Genomic DNA, 23,043 nt, shown 5'->3' with positions numbered 1-23,043 from the left:
GGAGATCGCCCAGTGGCATTTCGCTTCATCCATACGGCCGATATCCATCTCGACTCGCCGCTGCGCTCGCTGGCGATGCGAAACCCCGATCTTGCCGAACTGGTGGGAGACGCCAGTCGTCAGGCGTTTGTCTCCATCGTCGACCTTTGCCTTGCCGAGCGTGTCGATGCCCTCGTCATTGCCGGCGATCTTTACGACGGCGATCAGACGTCGATGAAAACGGCACGCTTTCTGGCGTTGCAGATTACCCGGCTCCACCAGGCCGGTGTAAGGGTCTTCATGATCCGAGGAAATCACGACGCCATGTCGCGGATTACGAAACAGCTCGTGTTTCCCGATACCGTGACGATCTTCGGTGGCCGTGCCCAACCGGTGCTGCAATCAGCCGGAGGTCTGGACGTCATGGTCCATGGCTTGAGCTTCGCAAACCCAAAGGCGCCAGAGTGCCTGCTGCCCAAATATACGGCTCCCCGCGAAGGGGCGGTCAATGTCGGGATCATGCACACCAGTCTGGCAGGATCCCCCGGTCATGACGTCTACGCCCCCTGCAGCGTTGCCGACTTGCACGGCCACGGTTTCGACTATTGGGCGCTGGGGCACATTCATGTTCGGAAAGTCCATCCCGGCGCGAGCACGGTGGTGATGCCGGGAATGCCACAAGGCAGGGACATCAATGAGGCTGGAGAGAAATCCGTCAGCCTGGTAACGATAAGCGATGACCGGACCGTCACGATTGAAGAGAGGCTGACCAGTGTCGCGCAATTCGAGCGGATGAATGTTGATCTAACCGGGACGCTGGAATGGCCCGAGGCCGTCGGACGGATCCGGTCCGCGCTGGAGCAAACCCGGGCCGCCGTTCGATCCCGCCATGCTGTGGTCCGCCTCGGCCTGACCGGTACGTCGCCGCTGTCCTGGAAAATAATCCGCGACAGGGATCTGCTGCTCGGGGAGGCTGAACAGGCTGCCGACCAGGTGGGTGATGCGTGGATCGAGAAGCTCGAGCTGGACCTGTCAACGCCTAACAGTGAGGCATCCGACGGCGTCGCCGATCCGGTTCTGGAGCTCGCGCAATCCATGCACACCGTTGCCAGGTCGGAAGCTTTCCGAGCGGAAGCCAAAGCCCTGGTTTTGAAAACCATCGCGGATCTTCCGCCGGACGCGCGCGACTTTGCCGGAAAGGACGAAGCCGCGCTGGACGTGTTCCTCGACGGGGCTCTCGCCCGTGGTGCCGGTCTGGTCACGGCCCGCCTCAAGGCAGGCGGGCAGCAATGAGACTACGGCGCCTCGACCTCATTCGCTACGGGAAGTTTACCGACAGGGCGCTCGACTTCGGGCCAAAGCCGGAGTCCGGACCCGATCTGCACATTGTGTTCGGCTTGAACGAGGCTGGAAAATCGACGGCACTTTCCGGTTATCTGGACCTGCTGTTTGGCATTGAGGAACGCAGCCGCTACAATTTCCTGCATGAGTATAGCGCCATGCGCGTCGGCGGCGTGCTCGAACTCGCCGGCGAAGAACGGACCTTCTCGCGTACGAAACAACGCAGCAACTCGCTGCACGATGCGGCCGGCCAGCCGGCAAGTGAAGTGGCGATATCGGCACATCTGGCAGGCCTGTCGCGCGAGGCCTACAGCACCATGTTCTCACTGGACGACGAGACGCTGGAAGCAGGCGGAAAATCGATCCTGGAATCGCGCGGAGACCTCGGCAAGCTGCTTTTTGCGGCCAGCGCCGGACTGGGGCACGCAAGTGACATCCTGAGCGCGCTCGAGGCGGAAGCAGACAGCCTCTATCGCAAGCAGGCACACGGAACCGAACTTGCGCTGCTCAAAAAGCGGTTTGCCGAACTGAAATCCCGCAAGGATGAAATCGACACGTTGGCCTCCACTTTCGAAACCTTGGAGGCGGAACGTGTCGAGGCCGCGGAAAAATACGATCGAAGCGTAGCCGAACGATCGGTGCTGTTGGCTCGACTGGAGACAATCGCGAAGTATCTGCGCGCGGCTCCCCTCGCGGCCGATACGCAGCGGAGGGCCGCTCGGCTTGCCGAATTGCCTGACCTGGCTTCGCCGCCCCGGACCTGGACGGGGAGTGTCGCCGAAATGATCGATCAGGACGCCAGCCTGCGAACGCGCCAATTGGCAAACGACGACGAAATGGAGAGACTAAGGGCGAGGATCGCGGCGATCGCCGTGGATGAGGCGATCCTCGCAATCTCCGAACAGGTTCGCGCACTGGCCGATCGCAAGGCACGATATGTGTCTGCTGGCCTGGACCTGCCTACCCGCAGGATGGAGCTTCAAATCCTCGACAACGCCGTGGCGAATTGCCTTGCCGCTCTGGGGAAATCCACGGAACAGGAGCCGGCCTCGCTTCTCCTGCCCGCTGCCATTGTCGGGTCTGTTCGCAATATGCTCGAACAGCGATCAGGAATAACCACCAGCGTCCGCGTCGCCCGCGATGAATCCGCGGCAGCCCTGGATGCGCTTCACACGGCAAGGCAACGGGTCGGTGAAGAACGGGCTGTGCCTGAGCCTGCCCGGGCAAGGCTGACGTCGGCGCTGTCCAAGGCGAGAGGAAGCGGGCATCTGAGCGAGATTAAGGCGGCTTGTGAGGCGGAAGACGCAAGTCAAAATCGTTGGCAGGCGGCGATCCGGCGACTGAAGCCGTGGGAGGGGAACGCCGAGACGCTCTGTGCGATGTCAGTTCCGAGCGCCAGCAAGATCGCGGCCTGGAAGACACTTTCGGCAGAGCACCAGAGGAACAAAGCCATCCTTTCCCAACGTCTGGCGGAGCAGGAACAAACGCATGCTTCGCTGCTGGCACGATTGGAAACCATCCGGTCCTCGGTCGATGTGGCGGATGATGAAGCGGCAATGGCTGTCCGACGCAAGAGGGACGAGGCTTGGAAAGGACATCGAGAAAAGCTGCTCGCCGAGACGGCAGACATTTTCGAGGCGGCGTTGGCTCGTGACGACGGTGTTGCAGCGATACGTCTGGTCCATGCGCGCGAACTCGCTGAAATCCGAACAACACAACGTAGCCTTGCTGAGAGCGCCGCTGTCATCACGCGCACGGCTGATCAACTAGGGCAGTTCGCCTCCAGTGGGGAAGCGGCAGTCTCGGAAATCATCGCCGCAGCGACAGACTTGCTTGGCGCATGCCAGGAACCCTCGCTTGAGCTTTTGATCGGGCTGATCGAGGAGCGTAGTTCCGCCCGCGCCGATGCACTCTCGGCCTGGGACGAGATCCTGGTCGCGCGCAAGAAGCTTGAGCGGGCAACTGACGACGGGAATCTCATACGCCTTGAGGTGAGCGCGGCCCTCGAAAGCGTCGGGATACAGCCGAACGAGAGGCTGGAAGTCATGGTGGCCGTCGCGGAACGGTTTCTCGACAGGCAAGCCAAGGTGGACGCCGAACGCGCGGAGGCGGTGAGGACCGTAAGCGCGAGGGAGGAAGAACTGGCAGTCAGGCGACGCGCCCTGGAGGTGGCGGAAAGGCGCGAGGAGGAATGGGTGGCCGACGTCACCGAAGCACTCAAGGGAACCTGGCTGGAAAGAGGGATTTCCGTGCCTGGCGTCGGCGGCGTACTCGATCAGTTGGCTGAGCTGTCAAAGGCTATTCAGGACCGGGACGCCATGCGGCTGCGTATTGCGAAGATGGAGGCAGACAGAAGCATTTTCATCGAGGAGATTACCGCTGCCGCGGCACTAATGGCTGAACCGGCGAACGACGAGGACCCGGAACAGTTGGCCATCAGGCTTGCCGAGCGCCTGGAGCGCGCCGATCGCGCCCGTGAGGCAAAGCTGAGTCTCCTCAATGACCTGCAGCGCCTGCAAGATGTTCGTGACGCTCTCGATCTGGAAGTCGCGGTTCATGAACGACGCAAGCGAGATGTTTTGGGCGCCTTCGGAGTGGCCACCTTGGCGCAAGTCGTTGAGCGCGACGAGCTGCTCAAGGAAAGGGACCGCTTGCGTGCCACCGTCACCGATCTCGAGGAACAGCTGTTGGCTGAACTCACGGTGGACACGATCGAGCAGGCCCATTCGATCCTGGATGGCCTCGATTCGCATATCCTTGCGATCGAGAAGGCCGACAGCGAGCGGCGGCTTGGCGATCTTGACGAACTGATACAGCACCAGCTCATCCGGCGGACCCGCGCGGCCGACAAGCTGGATGCCATTGGCGGCGACAGCGCGGTTGCCCGAATAGACGCGGAGCGTCGCACCGTGCTTCTGGAAATCGAGGAGAAGGCGGTTCGGTATATCGAGTTGAAATTGGGAGCAATGTCGGCCTCAAACGCCCTGAGGGTCTATCGTGAGCAACATCGTTCCGGGATGATGGTGCGGGCATCGGATGCCTTCGCGCTCATCACACGCTGTCAATACACGGGCTTGGCGACCCAACCGGCAAAAGGTGGTGAAGTCCTCATCGCCATGCAACGCGACGGGCAGTCCAAGGTCGCAGACGCCCTGTCGAAGGGCGCTCGGTTTCAGCTCTACCTCGCCCTGAGGCTCGCAGGCTACTACGAGTTTGCGCGGCTTAGACCTTCTGTGCCCTTTATCGCCGATGATATCATGGAGACCTTCGACCACGTCCGATCCGAGGAGGTTTTCAAGCTGTTTGGTCAGATGGCATGTGCGGGCCAGGTGATCTACCTCACGCATCACCAACACCTGTGCGAGATCGCCAAGGCCCTTATTCCCAGCGTGACGATCCATGAGCTCGGATAGGTGTGCACGCTTTGCGTTGGTGCAAACGATCGCCTTGGACTCGATCCAAGCGTCCACGCCCATGTCATGGGCAATTTGAATCAGACACCTGCGGGGAATGTTCCTCAACTCGCTCGGAAAACTCAGGCGGGAAACAGAAACGCCGCCGCCGGGTCGAAAAACACCTGCCGGCTGCAGGGCGACACATCCTGCGACGGCATGGCGGCCGAGGTCGGCCTGATGTCGACCCCCTCGCCGGCGGCGGTGCGCGCGACGATGCGCCGCCGTTCGCCATAGAAGGCGACATCGACAATCTCGACGTTGAGCTCTGCGCTCGCCGGGCTCCGTTCCATGCCAAACGCCTCCGGCCGGATCATCAGCCTGGTTTTCTGGCCGTTGCCAAACGTGCCGTTGGCTCTGACGCCGGAGATGACAGAGCCGTCGGCCAGCCGGATCGTTGCCGTGCCGTCGGTGGTGTCGAGATGTTCGGCGGCAAGAAAATTCGAATTGCCGATGAAGCCGGCGACGAAATCGGTCGCCGGCCTCAGATAAAGGTCTTCGCCGCTGCCGGTCTGCTCAATGCGACCGTCCCGGAACAGGGCGATCCGGTCCGACAGATGCAGCGCTTCCTCCTGGTCGTGGGTGACGTAGAGGATGGTGACGCCGGTCTCGCGATGGATGCGGCGGATCTCGCCCTGGATTTCCTCGCGCAACTTCTTGTCGAGCGCCGACAGTGGTTCGTCCATCAAAAGGATCGGCGGATCGTAGGCCAGCGCCCTGGCCAGTGCGACGCGCTGCTGCTGGCCGCCCGACAGCGCGCCCGGCAAGCGCGTGGCGAAGCTTTCGAGCCGCACCAGCGCCAGCATGTCGGCGACCTTCTTCTTCACCTCGGCTTCCGGCCGGCGGCGAACCCGAAGCGGAAAGGCGACGTTCTCGGCCACCGTCAGATGCGGAAAGAGCGTGTAGCGCTGGAAGACCATGCCGATGTTGCGCTTGTGCGAGGGCACGGCAAGCAGTGACTTTCCTTCCAGCTGCACATCGCCGGAACTCGGATCCTGGAAGCCGGCGATCGCGTAGAGCGTCGTCGATTTTCCCGAACCCGAAGGCCCGAGGAAGGTCAGGAACTCGCCCCTGGGGATCTCGAGGGTGACGTCATGCACGGCGACGATCGCCCCGAACGTCTTGCGCAGATTGCGGATGGAGAGGAAGGGCTGGGTCATGTGCGGACCTTTCGCTGCAGCAGCGCCGTCACCACCATCAGGGCAAGCGTCAGCCCGACGAGCAGGCTGGAGGCGGCGGCGATCACCGGGCTCAAATCCGACCGCAAACTGCCCCAGATCTTGACGGGCAAGGTCTGCAAGCTGGGGCTGGCCATGAAGATCGCCACCACGACTTCGTCCCACGAGGCGAGGAAGGAAAAGATCGCGGCGGAGAAGATGCCGATCCGGATCGACGGCAAGGTGATCCTGAGCCTGGCCTCGAGCGGGCTCGCGCCGCAGACGATTGCCGCGTCCTCGATCGACCTGTCGAAGCCTTCAAGTGCTGTGGCGATCGGGATGATGGCGAAGGGCAGCGCCAAAACGGTGTGGGCGATGACGAAGCCGATGGTGGTGCCGCCGAGACCAAGGCGAAGGAAGAAGGCATAGATGGCAATGGCGAAGACGACGACGGGCAGCACCATCGGCGTCAGCAGCAGGCCGCGCAGAATCTCGCGCCCGGCAAACTGTCCGCGGACCAGGGCAAAGGAGGCGAGCAGGCCGATCGCTACTGCCAGGATCGCCGTCATGGTGGCAATCCGGGCGCTGGTCAGCGCCGCATCGAGCCAGGCCGGATCGGCAAAAAGCTCCTGGTACCATTTGAGCGTCCAGCCGGGCGGCGGGAAGGCCAGCCAGCGCGACGAGCCGAACGAGAGCAGGACGATGAAGACGACCGGCAACAGGAGAAAGCCGGCGACCAGCGCGGTGAAGCCGAGCAGGGCAATCTTCAGCCATCCCATGCGGTCATAGTCGAGCAGCATCTCAGATGCCTCCGCTCATGCGCCTGGCGCCGACGAGGCGCAGCTGCAGCGCGTAGAGCGCCATGGTGACGACAAGCAGGATGAAGGCCGCGGCGCTGCCGAGCCCCCAGTTGAGCAGCGACTGGATCATCTGCGCGATCATTTCGGCGAGCATCATGTTCGACGTACCGCCGAGCAGTGCCGGGGTGACGAAGTAGCCGAGCGACATGACGAAGACCATCAGGCCGCCGGCCGCCACGCCAGGCAGCGACAGCGGCAAAAGGATGCGGCGGAATGCCTGGAAGGGGCTGGCGCCGCACAGTGCCGCCGCGCGCAGCGTCATCGGATCGATCGCCCGCAGCGTGCCGACCAGCGGCAGGATCATGAAGGGCAGCATGATGTAGACCATGCCGATGGTGACGCCGGTGAGATTGTTGATGAGCGGCAGCGGCTGGTCGATGATCCCGGCGGCCATCAGCGTCCGGTTGATGACGCCGGTGCGCTGCAGCAGCACCATCCAGGCATAGGTGCGGGTCAAGAGATTGGTCCACATCGACAGGATGATGACGCCGAAGACGATCGAGGCCAGCGCCGAGGGCATGATCGCCAGCATCCAGGCAACCGGAAAGGCGACGAGGACGGTGACAATCGTGACCACCGACGCGACCAGGAAGGTGTTGAAGAAGACCCGCGCATAGGTGCCGTCGCCAAGCAGGGCCGCGTAGTTCTGCAGGCCGGGCTCGGGCTCCGTGACGCTGCGCAAAAGCAGGGCCAGGACCGGGACGACGAAGAACAGCACGATCAGGATCAGCGCCGGCAGCAGGCCGTTGAAGCCTGCCGGCATGCGGAATGTTGGTGGGCTCTGGCGTGTTTCGACCGACATGGCAGCGACCTGGGCTACGGGACGAGACGACGCAGACCGTCCCGTCCCTTGCTGTTCAAGGGGCAGGCTTATTTCGCCTGCCAGGCATACCAGCGCGTGGCGATCTCGTCGCGGTGCTCGGCCCAGTAGTTCATGTCGAGGTTGATCTGTCCGTCGACATGGGCGTCCGGCAGCGCCTTCACCGCATCGGCCGGCATCTCGGCCTTGGCCTTGGTGTTGATGGGCGCATAGCCACTGGCTTCGGCGAACTTCGCCTGGCCGGCCGGGCTGCTTGCCGCGGCGAGGAACTTCATCGCGGCGTCCTTGTTCTTGGCGCCCTTCGGCACCACCAGGACGTCGGCGGCGGTCAGGTTCTGGTTCCAGGAGACGCCGACATCGGCGCCATCCTTCTCCAGCGCGAAGACACGACCGTTCCACAGCTGGCCGAGGGTTGCTTCGCCGGACGCGATCAATTGCTGCGACTCCGCGCCGCCGCCCCACCAGACGATGTCCGACTTGATGGTGTCGAGTTTCTTGAAGGCGCGATCGAGATCGAGCGGATAGAGCTTGTCGGCGGGAACGCCATCGGCCAGCAAGGCGATCTCGATGACACCGGGCGCCGACCATTTGTAGAAGGTCCGCTTGCCCGGGAATTTCTTCAGGTCGAACATGTCGGCCCAGCCGGCCGGTTCGCCCGAAACGGCGCCCTTGTTCCAGGCGAGCACGAAGGAATAATAGAAACTGCCGACGGCATGATCGGTGGTGAAGCGCGGATCGAGGTCGGCCTTCGGCACAGCAGTGAAGTCGATCGGCTCGAGCAGGCCGTCCTTGGCCGCCTTGATGGCGAAATCCATCTCGACGTCGACGACATCCCAGTTGACGCTGCCGCTGTCGACCATCGCCTTCAGCTTGCCGTAGTCGGTCGGGCCGTCCTGCATGACCTTGATGCCGGAGGCGGCGGTGAACGGTTCGGCCCAGGACTTGGTCTGCGCTTCCTGGGTCGTCCCGCCCCAGCTGGTGAACACCATGTCCTCGGCCTTTGCGGCCGTCGCTGCCAGAAGTGTTGTTGCGAGCAGTGTCGTTGCAAGAAGGCGGGCAAGGGCGCCGGTGATGATCAGTTTCATGTCGTTCTCCTCTGTTTGTTTTCGTTGTTGGCTGTTCGCGACCGGCGTTTTCGCCTTGATCGCGAATCCCCGTCCGCGGCGGCTACCGCATGACAAAAGGATCGGGAATCGGGTCGTCCGAGATGCGTATCCACACCGACTTCGAACGCGTGTAGTCGCGGATCGCATCGAGGCCGCCTTCGCGGCCGAGGCCCGACTGGCCATAGCCGCCGAACGGAACCAGCGGCGAGACGGCGCGATAGGTGTTGATCCAGACCACGCCGGCATGGATGCCGCGCGCCATGCGATGGGCTTTCGCGAGATTGGTGGTGAACACGCCGGACGCCAGGCCGAACGGCGTGTCGTTGGCCAGCGCCAGGGCTTCGGCTTCCGCGTCGAAGGCGATCACGGAGAGCACGGGACCGAACAGCTCCTCGCGCACGCAGGGCAAGCCGGTGTTGTCGTTGGCATCGATGATCGTCGGCGCGTAGTAGAGGCCGCCGGCGTGACCGGCGGGCCTTTCGCCGCCGGTGACCAGCCGTCCACCTGCGGCAAGGCTTGCCGCCACGATCTTCTCGATCCATTCGCGCTGCCGCGACGTGGCCAGCGGCCCCATTTCGGTTGCCGGATCCTGCGGATCGCCGATCCGGATCGCCTCGGCCTTGTGCTTGAGCCGGGCGAGGAATTCGTCCTTCACCGAACGCTCGACCAGCAGGCGCGAGCCGGCGACGCAGCTCTGGCCGGTGGCGGCGAAGATGCCGGCGACGACCGCGTTGGCGGCGCTGTCGAGATCGGCATCGGCAAACACCACGACCGGGCTCTTGCCGCCGAGTTCGAGCGTCGTGTAGGCAAGGTTTTCCGCGGTGTTCCTGACGATCTGCCGGGCGGTTGCCGGACCACCGGTGAAGGCGACACGGGCGACGAGCGGATGGCTGGTCAGGCGGTGACCGCAATCATGGCCGAAGCCGGTCAGGATGTTCACGCTGCCGGCGGGAAAGCCCGCCTCATGGACGAGCTCGGCGAAGGCCAGCAACGGGGCAGGGCCGTCCTCGGACGCCTTGAGGACGACGGTGCAGCCGGCCGCCAGCGCCGGCCCGAGCTTGACGGCGGACAGGAAGAGTTGCGAATTCCACGGCACGACCGCGGCGACGACGCCGATCGGCTCGGGCCGGATCGTCACTTCCATGTCCGCCTTGTCGATGGGGACAAACGAGCCTTCGTGCTTGTCGGCCAGCCCGCCATAGTAGCGGTAGTAGTCGCCGACATAGGCGATCTGGGCGCGGGTTTCTCGGATGATCTTGCCGGTGTCGCGCGTCTCGAGTTCCGCCAGCCGGTCGGCATTGGCGACCACCAGGTCGCCGAGCCGCACCAGCAGCTTGCCGCGCGCCGTTGCCGTCATCGCCGCCCATGGGCCGGAGCGCAGCGCCCGGTGAGCGGCCTCGACGGCGCGGTCGACATCGGCCGATGATGCAGCGGGCATCCTGGCCCATGCCGTGCCGGTCGACGGGTCGATGCTGTCGAAAGTCGCGGGCGCGTCCTCGAAGCTGCCGTCGACATAGTTCCTGAATTGAGCGGTGCTCATCGCGTATGCGGTCCCTGGAAGGCCGGCATCACCCTATCGATGAAGAGCTGCAGCGATTTCTTCTTGCGCTGGTGGGAGAGGCCGCTGTCGATCCAGATCGAATACTGGTCGTAGCCGAGCGCCTCATAGGCCTTCAGCCTGGCGATCACCTCGTCGGCTTCGCCGATGACGAGGTTCTGCCTGATCTTGTCCGGCGCATATTGCGGCATTGCCGCGATCTCGGCATCGGTCAGCGTTTCCAATATGCCCTGGCGCACCGGCTTCTTGTTCTGGAACCAGGCCCCGAACTGGCAGTAGAACTGCGACAGGTCCTGCGCCAGGCGATCAGCATCGGCTGCGTCCTCGGCAACGAATGTGTGCATCAGCAGCATGATTTCCGGCCGCGCTATGTCGGGGTGAGCAGCGCAGGCGGTGTTGAAGCGCTCCATCAGGCTGGTCACCTCGCCATCGCCGGAGGCCAGCGGCGTCACCTGCACATTGCATTTGCTGGCGACGGCAAAGTCATGCGAGTTCGGATCACGCGCCGCCACCCAGATCGGCGGATAAGGCTTTTGCAGCGGCTTGGGTGACGAGGTGGTCGACGGGAACGACCAGAACTCGCCAGTGAGTTCGAAATCGCCATCCCACAGGCCGCGGATCGCCGGCACCATCTCGCGCATGCGCTGGCCGGCGCCCCAGGCTTCAAGCCCAGGAAAAAGCCGCTGGTATTCGTAGGCGTAGGCGCCGCGCGCAATGCCGATGTCGAGGCGGCCGCCGGAGATGACGTCGGCCATTGCCGCTTCGCCGGCAAGCTTGATCGGGTGCCAGAACGGCGCGACGATGGTTCCGGTGCCGAGCCTTATGCGCCTGGTCTTGGCGGCGAGCCAGGCGATGTTGATGAACGGGTTCGGCGAGATGGTGAATTCCATACCGTGATGCTCGCCGATCCAGGCGGTCTCGAAACCTGCCTCTTCGGCCTGCACGACCAGCTCTTCCAATTCACCGACAAGCTCGGAATGCGGCTTGGCCAGATCCGAGCGCTCCATGTGGACGAACAGCGAGAATTTCATCAGCGTCACCCGCGACCGGAAAGAAGAACTGGCGAAGGCTTGGCGAGCGGCCGGACTTCGCCTTCGACCTCGTTGCCGACATAGACGCCGAACGCATCTTCCATGCGCTCGCGTGCATAGCGGGCAAGCATCGACCGCACCGCAGGGTCGGCAATCCTCAGATCGGCGATCTTCTCGATGTCGACAAGCCGCACATGGCGATCGTCGGAATGAGGGCCGTCGACCGTGCCGCGATAGTAGACATGCGTGCGCGAGGGGTCGGCGGCATCGTCCCAGACGGCGAACAGGAAGCCGAGCTGGGCGTCGATGGTCCTGGCGGCAAGGCTCCCCTTGAGGCTGCGCGCATCTTTCGGTGTGCCCAGTCCGCGCCCAGCCGGCAATTCATGGAAGCCGTCAGATGTCTCGAAGAACAGCACCCGGCCATCGTTCTCGAGAATGGCGCCGACTTCCGTATCGGGCGGTGCAGCCGCCAGCGCCTCCTGGCTGAGGCCGGGCGTCACATAGGTGCCCCGGCAATAGCCGAGCGGCTGTGCTCCGTTGTGGCTGAAATCGCGGACGCGGCCGATGAGGATCGAATGATCGCCGGCATCGACCAGCTGCTGCATGGCGCAATCGAACACCGCGACGGAACCGTCGATCAGCGGATTACCGGTCTGGCCCGGTTGCCAGGCCACGCTCGCGAACTTGTCGGCGGCCTTGGAGGCAAAGATGCCGGAGTGGGCTTTCTGGCTCTCCGACAGGATGTTGATGGCGAAGCCCTTCGATGTCGAGAAGGCGCTGTGTCCCAGCGCCTTCTTGGCGATGCAGACAAGCACCAGCGGCGGTTCGAGCGAGACCGAGGTGAAGGAGTTGGCGGTGAAGCCGCGCGGCTCGCCTTCCGCACTGATCGTGGTGACGATGGTGACGCCGGTCAGGAAGGAGCCGAGCGCGCGCCGGAATTCGCCGCTGTCGAAGGCGAGATCGGCCTGCGGCGTCGCGGCTTCGGCGTCGACAAAGGCGCTGATGTGGTGAGTCACTTTTTCGGGCGAAGCCATTGCCATCATGTGCCTTTCTCCGCCGAGCACAAGGCATTGCCCGTGCGGCGCGAGCCTCGCCATCGCCGCCGACATGGCCGGGGTCGAATTGCTGTCGTCGGACCCGGTCATGAACAAGGCTGGCGCCGCCAGCCCGGCCAGGGCATAGGCATGCTCGGCATCGGCATGGGCAAAAAGGCGATAGGTGCGCGCGTAGCCTTCCGGGTCGACGCCTTCAAGAGCCGCGCGTGCGGTGGCGGCCGCACCCGCTAGGCTCTCCGGCAGCGGGTCGCCGAACCAGCGGGCAAGCGTTGCCGCGATGGCGGAAGGATCGCCATGCGTGCCGAGTGCCGCCGCTCGTTCGCGCACGGCCTGCGCCAGGGCTTCGGGGCGGCGGAAGACCGCGTTGAGGCAGACGATGGAGCGGACGCGCGACGGCGCGCGAAGGGCGATTTCCAAGGCGACCAGCGCGCCCATCGAATGGCCGACGATCGATACCGAGGCGAGACCGAGATGATCGAGCAGACGCAGCGCCTGCTCGGCGAAATCCGACAGGGCGGCATTTTCCGGCGGCAGGGGCGAGGTGCCGTGGCCGAGCATATCGACGGCGATCAGGTCGTGGCGATCTTTCATCGAGGCGATCTGATCCTGCCAGATCGTTGCGTTCATGCCGACGCCGTGGATGAGCAGAACCGGCGTGCCGGAACCGGCACGGATGAAGCCGGTGCCGTCGGGAGCTATGCCCCGGACCCATGCGGAGGCGGCGACGTCAGCCATGCAGATCCCCGACCTCTTTCAGATCCTGATAGCGGTCGCCTATGCGATGGTGCGGGCGGCCGCCGATCGAAGCGCCAAGCGCCACCACCAGCTCGTCGGGCCCGGGCGCGTCGCCGATCTGGAAATGCACGGTGAGATAGTGGGAGCGACGGCCGTCGTCGTTTTTGTCCATCAGCGGGATCATGATCGGCGTGTTCGGTCCGCCGCGCAGATTGGTGAAGGCCAGATAGGTTTTGGCGCCGACAGCACGGCGATAGTGATTGCCGAAATGCAGTGTGTGGATCAGCGCCGAGGCGTGCTCGATCTCGCCTGAGGTGCCGCAGATGGCCGCCTTGCCGTAGCCTTCAATCGCCTCGCCCGAACCGGCGACGGCGATGATCTCGCGGGTCAGCATCTCGCCGAGAACGGGGGCAAGGGCGCGGATTTCCGGCGACAGGTCGTCAGTGAAACCACGGCCGGCCCAGGGGTTGGTCAGCACCGCGGCAACGCCGATCAGGCGCAAGGGCTTAGGCGCCGCCTTGCCGCCCTCGATAAGCGTGTTCTCGATGTAGGTGACGGTCTTCCGAATGGCAGGTCTCATGAAGGTCCTCGGTCGCGACGGCGTTGCCCAACGCCGCAATCTTTGATATCATCTTATGGTATACCATACTATGGAGCGCCGAGAGCCTTGTCAATCGCCCTTGGAATCTGTTTTGTGGCAGCACGAGGACGCGGAGAAAAAATGTCAGACGATACGCTGCGGATCGACCGCTCTGCCAAGACGTTGAGGACGCTGGCGCTGGAGCGCATGCGCGAGGCGATCATGGGCTTCCATTTCCAGCCTGGTGAAAGGCTGGTCGAGCGGCCGCTTTGCGATCAGCTCGGGGTCAGCCGGTCGGTCGTGCGCGAGGTCCTGCGGCAACTGGAGGCGGAAGGCCTGGTGCAGATGATACCGGGCCATGGGCCCGCCGTCGCCAAGCCGGATCTCGGCCGCACCGACGAAATCTACGAATTGCGGGCCCTTCTGGAGGGCATCGCGGCGCGGGCTTGCGCCTTAGCGGCCACCGACGCGCAGATCGCGGCGCTCGATGCCGCCTTGACGAACCTGCTTGACGCGTGGGCGTCAGGCGCGCCGGTCGAGGTGATGCGGGCCACGACCAAGTTCTACGAAGCGCTGTTCGAAGCGGCCGACAAGCGCATTGCCTGGGAAATCGTGACGGGTCTGAATGTCCGCATCAACCAGCTCCGCTCGATGACCATCGCGTCGGAGAACCGGCGCGAGCCGGCGATCGCCGAAATGACCGAAATCATGGATGCCATCCGCTCGCGCAAGCCGGACGAGGCGGCGGCGGCAGCCCGGCGGCATGTCGAATCCGCCTGGCAGATCGCACGTAACACGCTGCGCCTTGGTCCCCCTTAGCGACAGCCGCAGTCTTTACAGCGCTCCACCCCGTAACTGGCCAGCGCGGCATCCTATCGTCCATCCTGGCCTTGCGATAGGGCTCGGTATCGTGTCGGGCGTGTAGATCAGGCGGCCTTGTGCTGGGGTTTGAAGTGCCGCATCTACACGGTCCGTGGCGTGCGAACCCTGTGCTCTTGAAAGCCCAGGGGTGATCGCGGCTTTCCATCGACCAACAGCTCATCATGACGTCACCTCGGAGGACGAGAAAAGACTGTTAAGGCACGGGTGCGAGCTGCCTCCGTCGTTCGCTCGATCGAAAGCACCGTGCGTGGAGGAAGTTCGCCATCATGCAGCGCGAGAAGATGTTCGTCTGCTTCCTTATCCGCCGCCGTAAGCCGGTGATTTAGACGAAGAAAGTCCATCCAGGTGGGCGTGCGGAATGTCTCTGTCCAAAGTGAAGGCGTTTGAAGATTTCGCTGGAGCGTCCAGTTTCGTGCACCGGCGCGGCTAAGAGCGTGCCGCTTTGTCCGCATGCAGCCGAGAAAGGCGTCGATATTCTTCTCTGATATGGAATAGTCGACCTTGGCAACGATCGGGCCACTTCTGGGCTTCAGATCGAGTGCCAGCTCCGGTGCGCGAAAATCCGAACTTTCTTGATCCGTTTCTTCCCATGGACGGACCGGCAGCACTATTCCCGCTGCTGCAACCAGCAACAGAGCCCCCGCAGCGCCTTCCAAAGCCCAGGGCAAGGAGTAGTTCTGCGCGACAGAACCCCAAATCCAGCTGCCTGCTGCCATGCCCCCGGCGCTCAGGGCGTAGTAGATCGAGAGCGTCCGGCCGACTACCCACCTTGGGCTTGCCAGCTGCACCGACACGTCAATGCCCGTCCAGGTGACAAGCCAACCGGCGCCACCGAATGCCAGCGAAATGGCGGCCACAGCGACCGACGATGTAAGCGCAAGGGAGAGGCAACATGCTGCACAAGCGACAGAGGCGCACGCCACCAGTCTGTTTTGAGACGTGATCCGCCTCAAGAAGCCGTTGCTCATGCCCGCAATGAACGCCCCCATTCCGAATCCGGCCAACAAGATGCCGTACACGATTGGCCCGCTCCTCAATTGATCCCGCACGACAAGAGGCAGAAGCGCGAGGATGGAGATGCTTGCCAAGCCGAAAAGGGTTGCACGGGCGATTGCAACTCTGATCTCCGACGATAACGCCGTAAAGCGCACTCCATCATGAATCGCCATCGTCATTCTCTCACGAGGGAGAGGCGAAGAGCGGACTTGCCATTTGGTGCGCCATATTGCGCCCAGCGGCGCCAGATCACTCAGCGCGGCCAAGGCGAAAGCGGCAAGCGGCCCAAAGAACGCCAGAATGACGCCTCCCAAAGCCGGACCAACGCTGCGCACAATGTTGTATCCGACAGACATAAGCGTCACCGCAGCCGGAATTTCGCGCTTGTGAAGAATATCGCCCACGGACGCATGCCAGGCCGGATCGGTTAGCGCGAAGCCGCAGCCAGCCAGGAAACCCAATCCGAGTATGAGCCAGGGACTAACAAATCCAAGGCCGACAGAAATCATCAGCGTTGTTGATGCCGATGCTATCAGGCAGTGCCCCGCAAACATGACCCATCGGCGACTGAAGTTGTCGGCGATGGCTCCGGCGAGAACTGAGAGGAAGAACACCGGCAATGTGGATGCGGCCTGCACGAGTGCAACCATCAGGTCTGAGGCAGAAATAGTGACCATGAGCCAACTGATGGCTACTGTTTGCACGAGCCATCCCAGGCTGGATATCTGTGTAGATACCCAGATCGAACGAAAAACCTGGTTCCGAAGCGGGGCAAGCGTCGTTGGAACGGACGGATGAGGATTTTCGTGCGGCATGCGTTTCTTACCTTCGACGAGCCGATTGTTTAATTCACGGCTGCCACTTCCTTTTTGCCTCTATGATGTTGAGCAATGGGTCAGTGCTTCCAAGGCGTAACCAAGCACCTGCTTCCGCATGCTTTTGCGTTCATCCTAGGAACCGGCATACCGGTTTGGGATCCCCCGCTCAATCCGGAGGTCTTAGCAGAGAGTCGGAAGTGTAGCATTGAGCCACATAGCGGAATGCGCGGGGCAAGTATCCGTTTTGGTGAGCGCGAATTTCCTGCCCATTGCCGCACGCCTCGGCTGCGGCGTGTCCGGCGATTGTGCGTTCCATGGTCAGAGCTCGCTCGAATGCAGCCAGCGTGGGATGACACGATCGAAGGTAACGATAGAGTAGATGTTATTCTTGATAACGTGGAAACAATACCATTTCGGCAATGCGGCAACGACTCGCGTGCCCGGCCGCGAGACCCGCGAACCTTCCGAGCTCTTGTTCGTCGCAGGCAAGTTCGCCGAATACCAACGCTTGGGCGATACCGCGATCGCGATTCTTGGCGACGAGATCCGCCCAATAGTCGATAGGTCGGTAATCGCAACCATCTCAATCTTTTGTCCCAGACTGAGAAACCGGTATTTTGCCTCTGGCTTGGAAAACCGCAGCCCCGCGAATATGCAGCAGATTGACGCCGCAGCCATCAGTGCAGCGATCGCCCGGAGCTCAGGGCAGACCAGATCCCGCCCCGTAAGCTGGTCCCATGTGCCATCGGCAAGGTATTCTTGGTGCCTGTGAGCATGAAGGTGATGGCAATCTGGTCGAGCGCACTGCCAACGATGGCAGTCGTCAGGTTCGTTAGCACGACGCGAAAAAGGTCTCGCTGGTTCCAGCGCCTAAGTCCTGGCTTGCTTCCTCTAGGCGCGGATCCAGTCGCCGCAAGCGGTCGTTGGCACGCCATCCTCACCGTCCCAGCGCCAGTATGAGCTGGATCAGGTTCAACGGGTCTCTGCGTCAAGCGTATTCGGCCCGCGGCGACGACAGGCGCTCGATTATTGCGGTGCAAAAGCTCGCACACGTGTCGGATACAAGTCACGCGCCGGAGAGCAGGGCAGGGGTGGCCAAAGCCTCCCCCGCCTCGTCAAGGATGGAGAAACAGTAACGGCCATGGGCGTCGAGATCGACGGAGTAGCTCAGGCGGTCGAGTATGTGGTTGTCCTGGTCGAACGTGACGACCCGCGGCTTCAGCGAGGTGATATGCGCTTCATCCAGGTAGATGGAGCTGCAGACAATGATCTGGTCGTCTGGCTGGCAGGTGCGGGCGGCCGCTCCGTTGAGGATACAGCAGCGTGACCCGCGTTCGCCGAGAATGACGTAGGTCGAAATCCGCGCGCCGGAGTTCTTGTTCCATATCTCGACAAACTCCATCGGCAGGATCCCGGCTTCTTCGCAGTGGTCAGGGTCGAGCGTTATCGAACCGTGGTAGTTGAGGTTTGCTTCGGTGACGTGGATGCCGTGCAGCTTGCCGGCGACTAGTTTTCGCATAGTCTGTTTCCTATCCATCATGAATGACCAGTCCGTTGGGCGGCCGGTTGCTCGGCTAAGTTCCGACGACGAGGGCGCCGCCGCTGAGACCCGCACCCGCTGCAGCGAGAAGGATTTTCTCCCCCGGCCGAAACGGTTCCATCTGATGGGCTAGCGAAAGCGATAGCGGGATCGTCGCGGCGGAAGAGTTGCCGTAGTCGGCGATTGTCTTGACGATTGCGTGATCTGCAATGCCGAGGCTCCTCCCGACCGCATCGAAAATGCGGGCATTGGCCTGGTGCGGCACGAACCGATCGATGTCCTGCGGCTGCGTTCGGGCTGCGGCGAGCGCGTCCTTTGAACATGCAGTCATCATGTCCACGGCCCTTGCGAACACTTCGCGGCCGTCGGTCATCGTCATGCGGGTTTGCCCGAGATCCAGGCCACTTTGGAACGGGACGTTGCTTCCGCCCGCCGGGATCTGGATCAGCCCGTAGCGCGAGCCGTCGGAATCCACCGAGGCACCGAGAACGCCCCGATCAGGGTCCTCGCACGGACCGATCACGAGGGCGCCGGCGGCATCGGCGAAAAGGACCGAACTGGCGCGCTCGGCCGGGTTGATGCGGCGGCTGAGGATGTTGGCGGCGATGATCAGCGCTGGTTTGCCGTGCAGGCGGGTGAATCCATCCGCGAACATCAGCGCATAGATGAAGCCGGCGCAGGCACCGGTCAGATCGACCGCGCCTGCGCGGCCAAGGCCGAGCTTGTGCGCGACCAAAGGCGCGCTTGGCGGCAGGAGATGGTCGGGCGTCGAAGTGGCGAGCAACAGCAGACCAATGTCGCTACGGTCGATACCGGCGTTCGCCAGCGCCATATCGCCGGCCTGCGCGGCAAGGCCAGACAGCGTGTCTTCGTCCGTTGCCCAGAAGCGCGAACGGATTCCCGTGCGCTTTTCGATCCAGCCAGGCTCGAGGCCAAGATTGCTCTCGATCTCGGCATTCGCCACTTTGCGCCCAGGCGCATGATGACCAAACCCGAGAATGCGCGACGATCGGCTCATGGTTTTGAGCCGAAGCGTTCGCCGGCCTCCGCGATGGCGTCGTAGAGCCCGTCGAGCTCGTCGCCGGTGATGCAATAGGGCGGCAGAAGATAGAGCACATTGCCGAGCGGACGCACCAGCAGTCCGCGCTCGAGGAAAAAAGCGCGCAGTTTTGGCCCGATCTCGGCCAGATAGCCGGCTGAGCCGGCGTGCAGATCGAGGGCCGCGATCGTGCCGGTCACCCGACTGTCGGTGAAGTTGGCATTGTCGCGAAAGCGCTGAAGCCCGGCGGCCTGCATCCCGCTCAAGGCCGCGATCCGCTCGGCCACTGGTTCGTCGCGCCAGATCTCGACATTGGCGAGCGCTGCCGCGCAGGCAATCGGATTGGCGGTGTATGAGCTCGAATGAAAGAAGGTTTTCTTACGGTCTTCGGAATAATGGGCCTGGAAGATGGCATCGGTGGCGAGCGTGGCGGCTAGCGGGATCACGCCGCCGGTCAAGCCCTTCGAGGTGCACAGGATATCCGGAGAGATCGCGGCCTGATCGCAGGCGAACATGGTTCCAGTGCGGCCCCAGCCGGTCATCACTTCGTCGGCGATCAGCAGCGTGCCGGAGGCTTCGGCAATCTTCTTCAGTTCGGCCAGAACCCAGGCCGGGTACATCAGCATGCCGCCCGCACCGAGCACCAGCGGCTCGACGATCAGCGCGGCGGCGTGCCGGTCGCGGCTGACGGCCTCGAACCGATCCAGCGTCTCCTGCTCTCGCCCGGCGGCCGGGAAGGGGATGGTATCGACCTCGAACAGCAACGGCTCGTAGGCAGCGTTGAACACACCGCGGGCGCCGACGCTCATCGTGCCGATCGTGTCGCCATGATAGCTGTGCTCCATGACGACGATGCGCGAGCGCGGTGCGCCGATGTTGCGGAAATAGCCGAGCGCCATCTTCAGCGCGACCTCGACAGAGGTCGAGCCGCTGTCGGAGTAGAACACCCAGTCAAGGCCGGCCGGAGCGACGCCGACAAGCGCCTTGGCGAGGCGCTCGGCCGGCTCGTGGGTGAAGCCGGCGAAGATGATCTGGTCGAGGCTCGCCGCGATCGTTTCGATGGCCTTCATGATGTGGGGATGGCGGTGGCCGTGGGTGACGACCCACCAGGAGGAAATGGCATCCAGGATGCGTGTGCCGTCGGCCTTGTGAAGGTAGGCGCCGTCCGTCCGGACAATTTCAGGGATCGCCGGTTCGAGCGCGTGCTGGGTGAACGGATGCCAGACTCGAGACTGCGACATCATTCGCCTCCGGCAATCGAGGCGAAGCCGAAGCCCGCAATCATTGCGTCTCTCAGCGTCTTGTCCGTTAGCGGATCGAGGTGCGGCAGCCTGCCGAGCTGCGGCACGCCGCCGAACTCCACGATTGTCTGTTGCGTGTCGGCCATCTCATCGCCGATGAAGGCGATACCGGCCAGCGGGATGGAGCGCGCCCGCAGGGCCTCGATCGACAGCAGGGTGTGGTTGATTGTGCCGAGCGCGGTGCGGGCGCACAGAATGACCGGCAGTCGCCACTGTGCGAATATGTCGATGAAGCTTGTGCGGCGGTTGAGCGGCACCATCAGCCCGCCCGCACCCTCGATGATGAGCGGCGCCGGCACGCAGGGAACCGAGAGGTCCGCCGCCTCGATCGAGACGCCGTCGATCTCGGCCGAGCGATGCGGCGAGAGCGGCTTCCTCAAACGGTAGACCTCCGGCAGCACGCGTCCCATGGGCAGGCCGGCAAGCCGCCCGACAATCTCGCTGTCGGTTTCGCCGTCAAGGCCCGATTGCACCGGCTTCCAGTAGAAGCCGTCAAGCAGGCCGGCGAGTCCAGCCGAGAAGACCGTCTTGCCAATTCCGGTATCTGTTCCGGTGATGACGAGGCGCAGGGTCATGCCGAGCCCAACCCCTCGGCGAGCACTTCGACCATGGCCGAGGTATCGGATTCGTCGACGTTGAGCGTCAGTGAAATGCGCAGACGCGACGTGCCCTCCGGCACCGTCGGCGGGCGGATGCCGCGTATGTCGAAGCCGCGCGCCTGTAGTGCCGCCGCCACCGCCATGGTGCGCCTGACGTCGCCAATGACAAATGGCTGGATCTGGGAGCCGCTGGGCTTCACGCCACAGCGCTCCGCCAATTTGCGACCGGCGAAGGCAACGCGCTCCTGCAACTGGAGACGGCGCAAAGGCTCATCGACGAGCATTGCGAGTGCTTCGCGCACTGCCACTGCCATCAGCGGCGATGGCGCTGTGGCGTAGATGAATGGCCGGCACCGGTTGACGAGGTAGTCGCACAACGTTCGTGGAGCGGTGACAAGCGCGCCCGACGCGCCGATCGCCTTGCCGCATGTGTGAAGCGCGACGATGTTGTCGCGGCCCTCGAATGCGGCGGCCAGCCCGCGACCGTCCGGTCCCCAGACGCCGGTGGCGTGTGCTTCGTCGACGACGATGAATGCCTCGTGCCGATCGGCAAGCGCGACGAGGCTCGCAAGAGGCGCGCGGTCGCCATCCATGCTGTAGAGGCTTTCGACTGCGATCCAGACACGGCCCAGGGCTCCGCCGGCGCGCCAGTGCGTGATCGCATCCTCGACAGCGTTGACGTCGTTGTGCGTGGCCAGCACGAACTGGGCGCGCCCGGCCTGCGCTCCCTCATGCATGCTGGCGTGAGCAAGCTCGTCGAGGACCAAAAGGTCGCCCTTTTGCGGCAGCGCGGTCAGCAGTGCGAAGTTGGCTATGTAGCCGCTGCCGAAGAACAGCGCGCGTTCGGCGCCGAAGAATGCCGCCGCGTCCGCCTCCAGTTCCTCATGCTCCGGTGCGTTGCCGCGTAACAGCCGCGACCCGGTGGCACCAACCGGCGTGCCCCGCGCAATCGCCGCCGCAACCGCCTCGCCAAGTCTCCTGGAGGCGGCAAGTCCGAGATAATCGTTCGACGAGAAGTCAAGCCCGGCGCGCGGCGACAGCGTCCGCAGCCGGTCCCTACGCTCCAGCCCCTGCAAGGTCGCCTCGTGCCGGCCCAGCGGTGCCCCGTTCATTGCGCCTCGAGTTCCATCGGCTCTATGCCGAGACGGCGGAACAGCAGAGTATCCTTGTCTTCGCCCGGATTGTCCGCCGTCAGCAGCGTGTCGCCGACGAAGATCGAGTTGGCGCCGGCAAAGAAGCACAGCGCCTGCATTTCGTCGGTCATCGCGGTGCGGCCGGCGGAAAGGCGCACATGCGATTTCGGCATCATGATGCGCGCCAGTGCGATCACGCGCACGAATTCGATCGGCTCGATGGGCTTGGCTTCAGCCAGCGGCGTTCCGGCGATCGGGATAAGCATGTTGATCGGAACGCTTTGCGGATGCTCCGGCAGATTGGCCAGCGTCACCAGCATATCGATCCGGTCCACCGGCTCTTCGCCCATGCCGACAATGCCGCCGCAGCAGACCTTGATGCCGGATTGACGGACATGATCGAGCGTATCGAGCCGATCGGCAAAGCTGCGCGTGCTGATGACCTCGCTATAATAGCGTTCTGACGTATCGATGTTGTGGTTGTAGTAGTCGAGACCAGCCTGTTTCAGACTAGCGGCCTGCTCAGGATCGAGCATGCCGAGCGTCATGCACGTCTCCATGCCGAGCGCCTTGACGCCTTCGACCATCGCCACGACCGCATCCATATCGCGCGCCTTGGGATTGCGCCAGGCGGCGCCCATGCAGTAGCGGGTGGCGCCGGCGTCACGCGCCTTGGTTGCCTCGGCGATGACGCGCCGGACCTCCATCAGCTTCGACGCCTTCAACCCGCTTTCGTGATGCGCCGACTGGCTGCAATAGCCGCAATCCTCCGGGCATCCGCCTGTCTTGATGCTGAGAAGCCGGCTGAGCTGGACCTTGTTGGGATCGAAATTCTGGCGGTGAATCGTTTGCGCCAGGAAGAGGAGATTGTTGAAAGGCGCATCGTGAAGTGCCCGAGCTTTCTCCGACGTCCACGTCCCATCGTCATCGGCTTGCTGTATCGTCGTCGTCGGACTCGTTGCGTGCAGGTCCATGCGGTTTCTCCGGTTCTGGCTTTTCGGGGTCTTCACTTTCTGATTGACGAAGAGGGAGGTCATCGACCGCTCCCGTCCGTTCGCCGC

At 63.3% G+C, this 23,043-nt stretch carries 19 protein-coding genes; 3 read left to right on the top strand and 16 right to left on the bottom strand.

From position 1 onward, the window contains the following. The first annotated feature begins 12 nt into the window (after nt 1-12). On the top strand, nt 13-1,272 hold the full coding sequence (locus OHD62_RS32425) for a metallophosphoesterase family protein (RefSeq protein ID WP_006205502.1): 1,260 nt from the start codon (nt 13-15) through the stop codon (nt 1,270-1,272). Further along, nucleotides 1,269-4,733: an AAA family ATPase gene (locus OHD62_RS32420; RefSeq protein WP_263791427.1), complete on the top strand. Its 3,465-nt coding sequence runs from the start codon at nt 1,269-1,271 to the stop codon at nt 4,731-4,733. The genes OHD62_RS32425 and OHD62_RS32420 overlap by 4 nt, the downstream gene beginning before the upstream one ends. A gap of 122 nt (nt 4,734-4,855) precedes the next feature. On the opposite strand, the gene OHD62_RS32415 is transcribed toward OHD62_RS32420, so the two are convergent. The 8 genes from OHD62_RS32415 to OHD62_RS32380 all read right to left on the bottom strand — a co-directional run bounded on the left by OHD62_RS32415 (nt 4,856) and on the right by OHD62_RS32380 (nt 13,674). Next, the gene (locus tag OHD62_RS32415) at nt 4,856-5,932 is read right to left on the bottom strand and encodes an ABC transporter ATP-binding protein (protein ID WP_263791425.1); all 1,077 of its coding nucleotides are present in this window, start codon (nt 5,930-5,932) and stop codon (nt 4,856-4,858) included. After that, nucleotides 5,929-6,729: an ABC transporter permease gene (locus OHD62_RS32410; RefSeq protein WP_263791423.1), complete on the bottom strand. Its 801-nt coding sequence runs from the start codon at nt 6,727-6,729 to the stop codon at nt 5,929-5,931. Before OHD62_RS32410 ends, OHD62_RS32415 begins: the two co-directional genes overlap by 4 nt. A 1-nt stretch (nt 6,730) precedes the next feature. Then, complete coding sequence (locus OHD62_RS32405; RefSeq protein ID WP_263791420.1) at nt 6,731-7,591, bottom strand: ABC transporter permease; 861 nt, start codon at nt 7,589-7,591, stop codon at nt 6,731-6,733. Nucleotides 7,592-7,659: 68 nt separating this feature from the next. Further along, nucleotides 7,660-8,694 (bottom strand): ABC transporter substrate-binding protein, encoded by a 1,035-nt coding sequence (locus tag OHD62_RS32400; protein ID WP_263791419.1) that lies wholly within the window; start codon nt 8,692-8,694, stop codon nt 7,660-7,662. An 82-nt stretch (nt 8,695-8,776) separates the two neighbouring features. Then, a complete protein-coding gene (locus OHD62_RS32395) occupies nt 8,777-10,255 on the bottom strand; it encodes an aldehyde dehydrogenase (protein WP_263791417.1) in 1,479 nt (492 codons plus the stop codon). After that, the gene (locus OHD62_RS32390; protein ID WP_263791415.1) at nt 10,252-11,304 is read right to left on the bottom strand and encodes an LLM class flavin-dependent oxidoreductase; all 1,053 of its coding nucleotides are present in this window, start codon (nt 11,302-11,304) and stop codon (nt 10,252-10,254) included. Before OHD62_RS32390 ends, OHD62_RS32395 begins: the two co-directional genes overlap by 4 nt. A 5-nt stretch (nt 11,305-11,309) precedes the next feature. Further along, a complete protein-coding gene (locus tag OHD62_RS32385; RefSeq protein WP_263791414.1) occupies nt 11,310-13,094 on the bottom strand; it encodes an alpha/beta fold hydrolase in 1,785 nt (594 codons plus the stop codon). Beyond that, complete coding sequence (locus tag OHD62_RS32380) at nt 13,087-13,674, bottom strand: amino acid synthesis family protein (protein WP_263791413.1); 588 nt, start codon at nt 13,672-13,674, stop codon at nt 13,087-13,089. Before OHD62_RS32380 ends, OHD62_RS32385 begins: the two co-directional genes overlap by 8 nt. 141 nt (nt 13,675-13,815) lie before the next feature. Here OHD62_RS32380 and OHD62_RS32375 point away from each other — a divergent pair, with 141 nt between their 5' ends. Further along, nucleotides 13,816-14,493: a GntR family transcriptional regulator gene (locus tag OHD62_RS32375; RefSeq protein WP_263791411.1), complete on the top strand. Its 678-nt coding sequence runs from the start codon at nt 13,816-13,818 to the stop codon at nt 14,491-14,493. 230 nt (nt 14,494-14,723) lie between these two features. Here OHD62_RS32375 and OHD62_RS32370 read toward each other — a convergent pair whose 3' ends face one another. The 8 genes from OHD62_RS32370 to bioB all read right to left on the bottom strand — a co-directional run bounded on the left by OHD62_RS32370 (nt 14,724) and on the right by bioB (nt 22,956). After that, the gene (locus OHD62_RS32370) at nt 14,724-16,367 is read right to left on the bottom strand and encodes an MFS transporter (RefSeq protein ID WP_040583800.1); all 1,644 of its coding nucleotides are present in this window, start codon (nt 16,365-16,367) and stop codon (nt 14,724-14,726) included. 321 nt (nt 16,368-16,688) lie between these two features. After that, nucleotides 16,689-17,048 carry a hypothetical protein gene (locus OHD62_RS32365; RefSeq protein ID WP_040583803.1) on the bottom strand — a complete coding sequence of 120 codons (360 nt, stop codon included), beginning with the start codon at nt 17,046-17,048 and terminating at the stop codon, nt 16,689-16,691. Nucleotides 17,049-17,436: 388 nt separating this feature from the next. Beyond that, nucleotides 17,437-17,889, bottom strand: coding sequence for an aspartate 1-decarboxylase (gene panD / locus OHD62_RS32360; RefSeq protein ID WP_006205530.1), 453 nt, complete (start codon nt 17,887-17,889; stop codon nt 17,437-17,439). Nucleotides 17,890-17,944: 55 nt separating this feature from the next. Beyond that, nucleotides 17,945-18,928 (bottom strand): beta-ketoacyl-ACP synthase III, encoded by a 984-nt coding sequence (locus tag OHD62_RS32355; protein WP_006205531.1) that lies wholly within the window; start codon nt 18,926-18,928, stop codon nt 17,945-17,947. Beyond that, the gene (locus OHD62_RS32350) at nt 18,925-20,190 is read right to left on the bottom strand and encodes an adenosylmethionine--8-amino-7-oxononanoate transaminase (RefSeq protein WP_263791409.1); all 1,266 of its coding nucleotides are present in this window, start codon (nt 20,188-20,190) and stop codon (nt 18,925-18,927) included. Before OHD62_RS32350 ends, OHD62_RS32355 begins: the two co-directional genes overlap by 4 nt. Then, a complete protein-coding gene (gene bioD, locus OHD62_RS32345; protein WP_006205533.1) occupies nt 20,190-20,825 on the bottom strand; it encodes a dethiobiotin synthase in 636 nt (211 codons plus the stop codon). Before bioD ends, OHD62_RS32350 begins: the two co-directional genes overlap by 1 nt. Next, nucleotides 20,822-21,961 (bottom strand): 8-amino-7-oxononanoate synthase, encoded by a 1,140-nt coding sequence (locus OHD62_RS32340; protein ID WP_263791405.1) that lies wholly within the window; start codon nt 21,959-21,961, stop codon nt 20,822-20,824. Before OHD62_RS32340 ends, bioD begins: the two co-directional genes overlap by 4 nt. Continuing rightward, the gene (gene bioB / locus OHD62_RS32335) at nt 21,958-22,956 is read right to left on the bottom strand and encodes a biotin synthase BioB (RefSeq protein ID WP_263791483.1); all 999 of its coding nucleotides are present in this window, start codon (nt 22,954-22,956) and stop codon (nt 21,958-21,960) included. The genes OHD62_RS32340 and bioB overlap by 4 nt, the downstream gene beginning before the upstream one ends. Nucleotides 22,957-23,043: the final 87 nt, after the last annotated feature.

It is taken from the genome of Mesorhizobium sp. YC-39 (assembly GCF_025753795.1).
Classification (GTDB): domain Bacteria; phylum Pseudomonadota; class Alphaproteobacteria; order Rhizobiales; family Rhizobiaceae; genus Mesorhizobium.
The sequence above is the reverse complement of the archived record's forward strand: the minus strand, read 5'-3'. Positions and strand labels throughout refer to the sequence as shown.

Excerpts from the sequence above, each read along its gene's own strand:
- OHD62_RS32375 (WP_263791411.1), top strand. The coding sequence starts at position 13,816 with ATGTCAGACGATACGCTGCGGATCGACCGCTCTGCCAAGACGTTGAGG.
- OHD62_RS32380 (WP_263791413.1), bottom strand. The coding sequence starts at position 13,674 with ATGAGACCTGCCATTCGGAAGACCGTCACCTACATCGAGAACACGCTT.
- OHD62_RS32340 (WP_263791405.1), bottom strand. The coding sequence starts at position 21,961 with ATGAACGGGGCACCGCTGGGCCGGCACGAGGCGACCTTGCAGGGGCTG.
- panD (WP_006205530.1), bottom strand. The coding sequence starts at position 17,889 with ATGCGAAAACTAGTCGCCGGCAAGCTGCACGGCATCCACGTCACCGAA.
- OHD62_RS32370 (WP_040583800.1), bottom strand. The coding sequence starts at position 16,367 with ATGCCGCACGAAAATCCTCATCCGTCCGTTCCAACGACGCTTGCCCCG.
- OHD62_RS32350 (WP_263791409.1), bottom strand. The coding sequence starts at position 20,190 with ATGTCGCAGTCTCGAGTCTGGCATCCGTTCACCCAGCACGCGCTCGAA.
- OHD62_RS32405 (WP_263791420.1), bottom strand. The coding sequence starts at position 7,591 with ATGTCGGTCGAAACACGCCAGAGCCCACCAACATTCCGCATGCCGGCA.
- OHD62_RS32390 (WP_263791415.1), bottom strand. The coding sequence starts at position 11,304 with ATGAAATTCTCGCTGTTCGTCCACATGGAGCGCTCGGATCTGGCCAAG.
- OHD62_RS32400 (WP_263791419.1), bottom strand. The coding sequence starts at position 8,694 with ATGAAACTGATCATCACCGGCGCCCTTGCCCGCCTTCTTGCAACGACA.
- bioD (WP_006205533.1), bottom strand. The coding sequence starts at position 20,825 with ATGACCCTGCGCCTCGTCATCACCGGAACAGATACCGGAATTGGCAAG.
- OHD62_RS32410 (WP_263791423.1), bottom strand. The coding sequence starts at position 6,729 with ATGCTGCTCGACTATGACCGCATGGGATGGCTGAAGATTGCCCTGCTC.
- OHD62_RS32385 (WP_263791414.1), bottom strand. The coding sequence starts at position 13,094 with ATGGCTGACGTCGCCGCCTCCGCATGGGTCCGGGGCATAGCTCCCGAC.
- OHD62_RS32395 (WP_263791417.1), bottom strand. The coding sequence starts at position 10,255 with ATGAGCACCGCTCAATTCAGGAACTATGTCGACGGCAGCTTCGAGGAC.
- OHD62_RS32420 (WP_263791427.1), top strand. The coding sequence starts at position 1,269 with ATGAGACTACGGCGCCTCGACCTCATTCGCTACGGGAAGTTTACCGAC.
- bioB (WP_263791483.1), bottom strand. The coding sequence starts at position 22,956 with ATGGACCTGCACGCAACGAGTCCGACGACGACGATACAGCAAGCCGAT.
- OHD62_RS32415 (WP_263791425.1), bottom strand. The coding sequence starts at position 5,932 with ATGACCCAGCCCTTCCTCTCCATCCGCAATCTGCGCAAGACGTTCGGG.
- OHD62_RS32355 (WP_006205531.1), bottom strand. The coding sequence starts at position 18,928 with ATGAGCCGATCGTCGCGCATTCTCGGGTTTGGTCATCATGCGCCTGGG.
- OHD62_RS32365 (WP_040583803.1), bottom strand. The coding sequence starts at position 17,048 with ATGGCTGCGGCGTCAATCTGCTGCATATTCGCGGGGCTGCGGTTTTCC.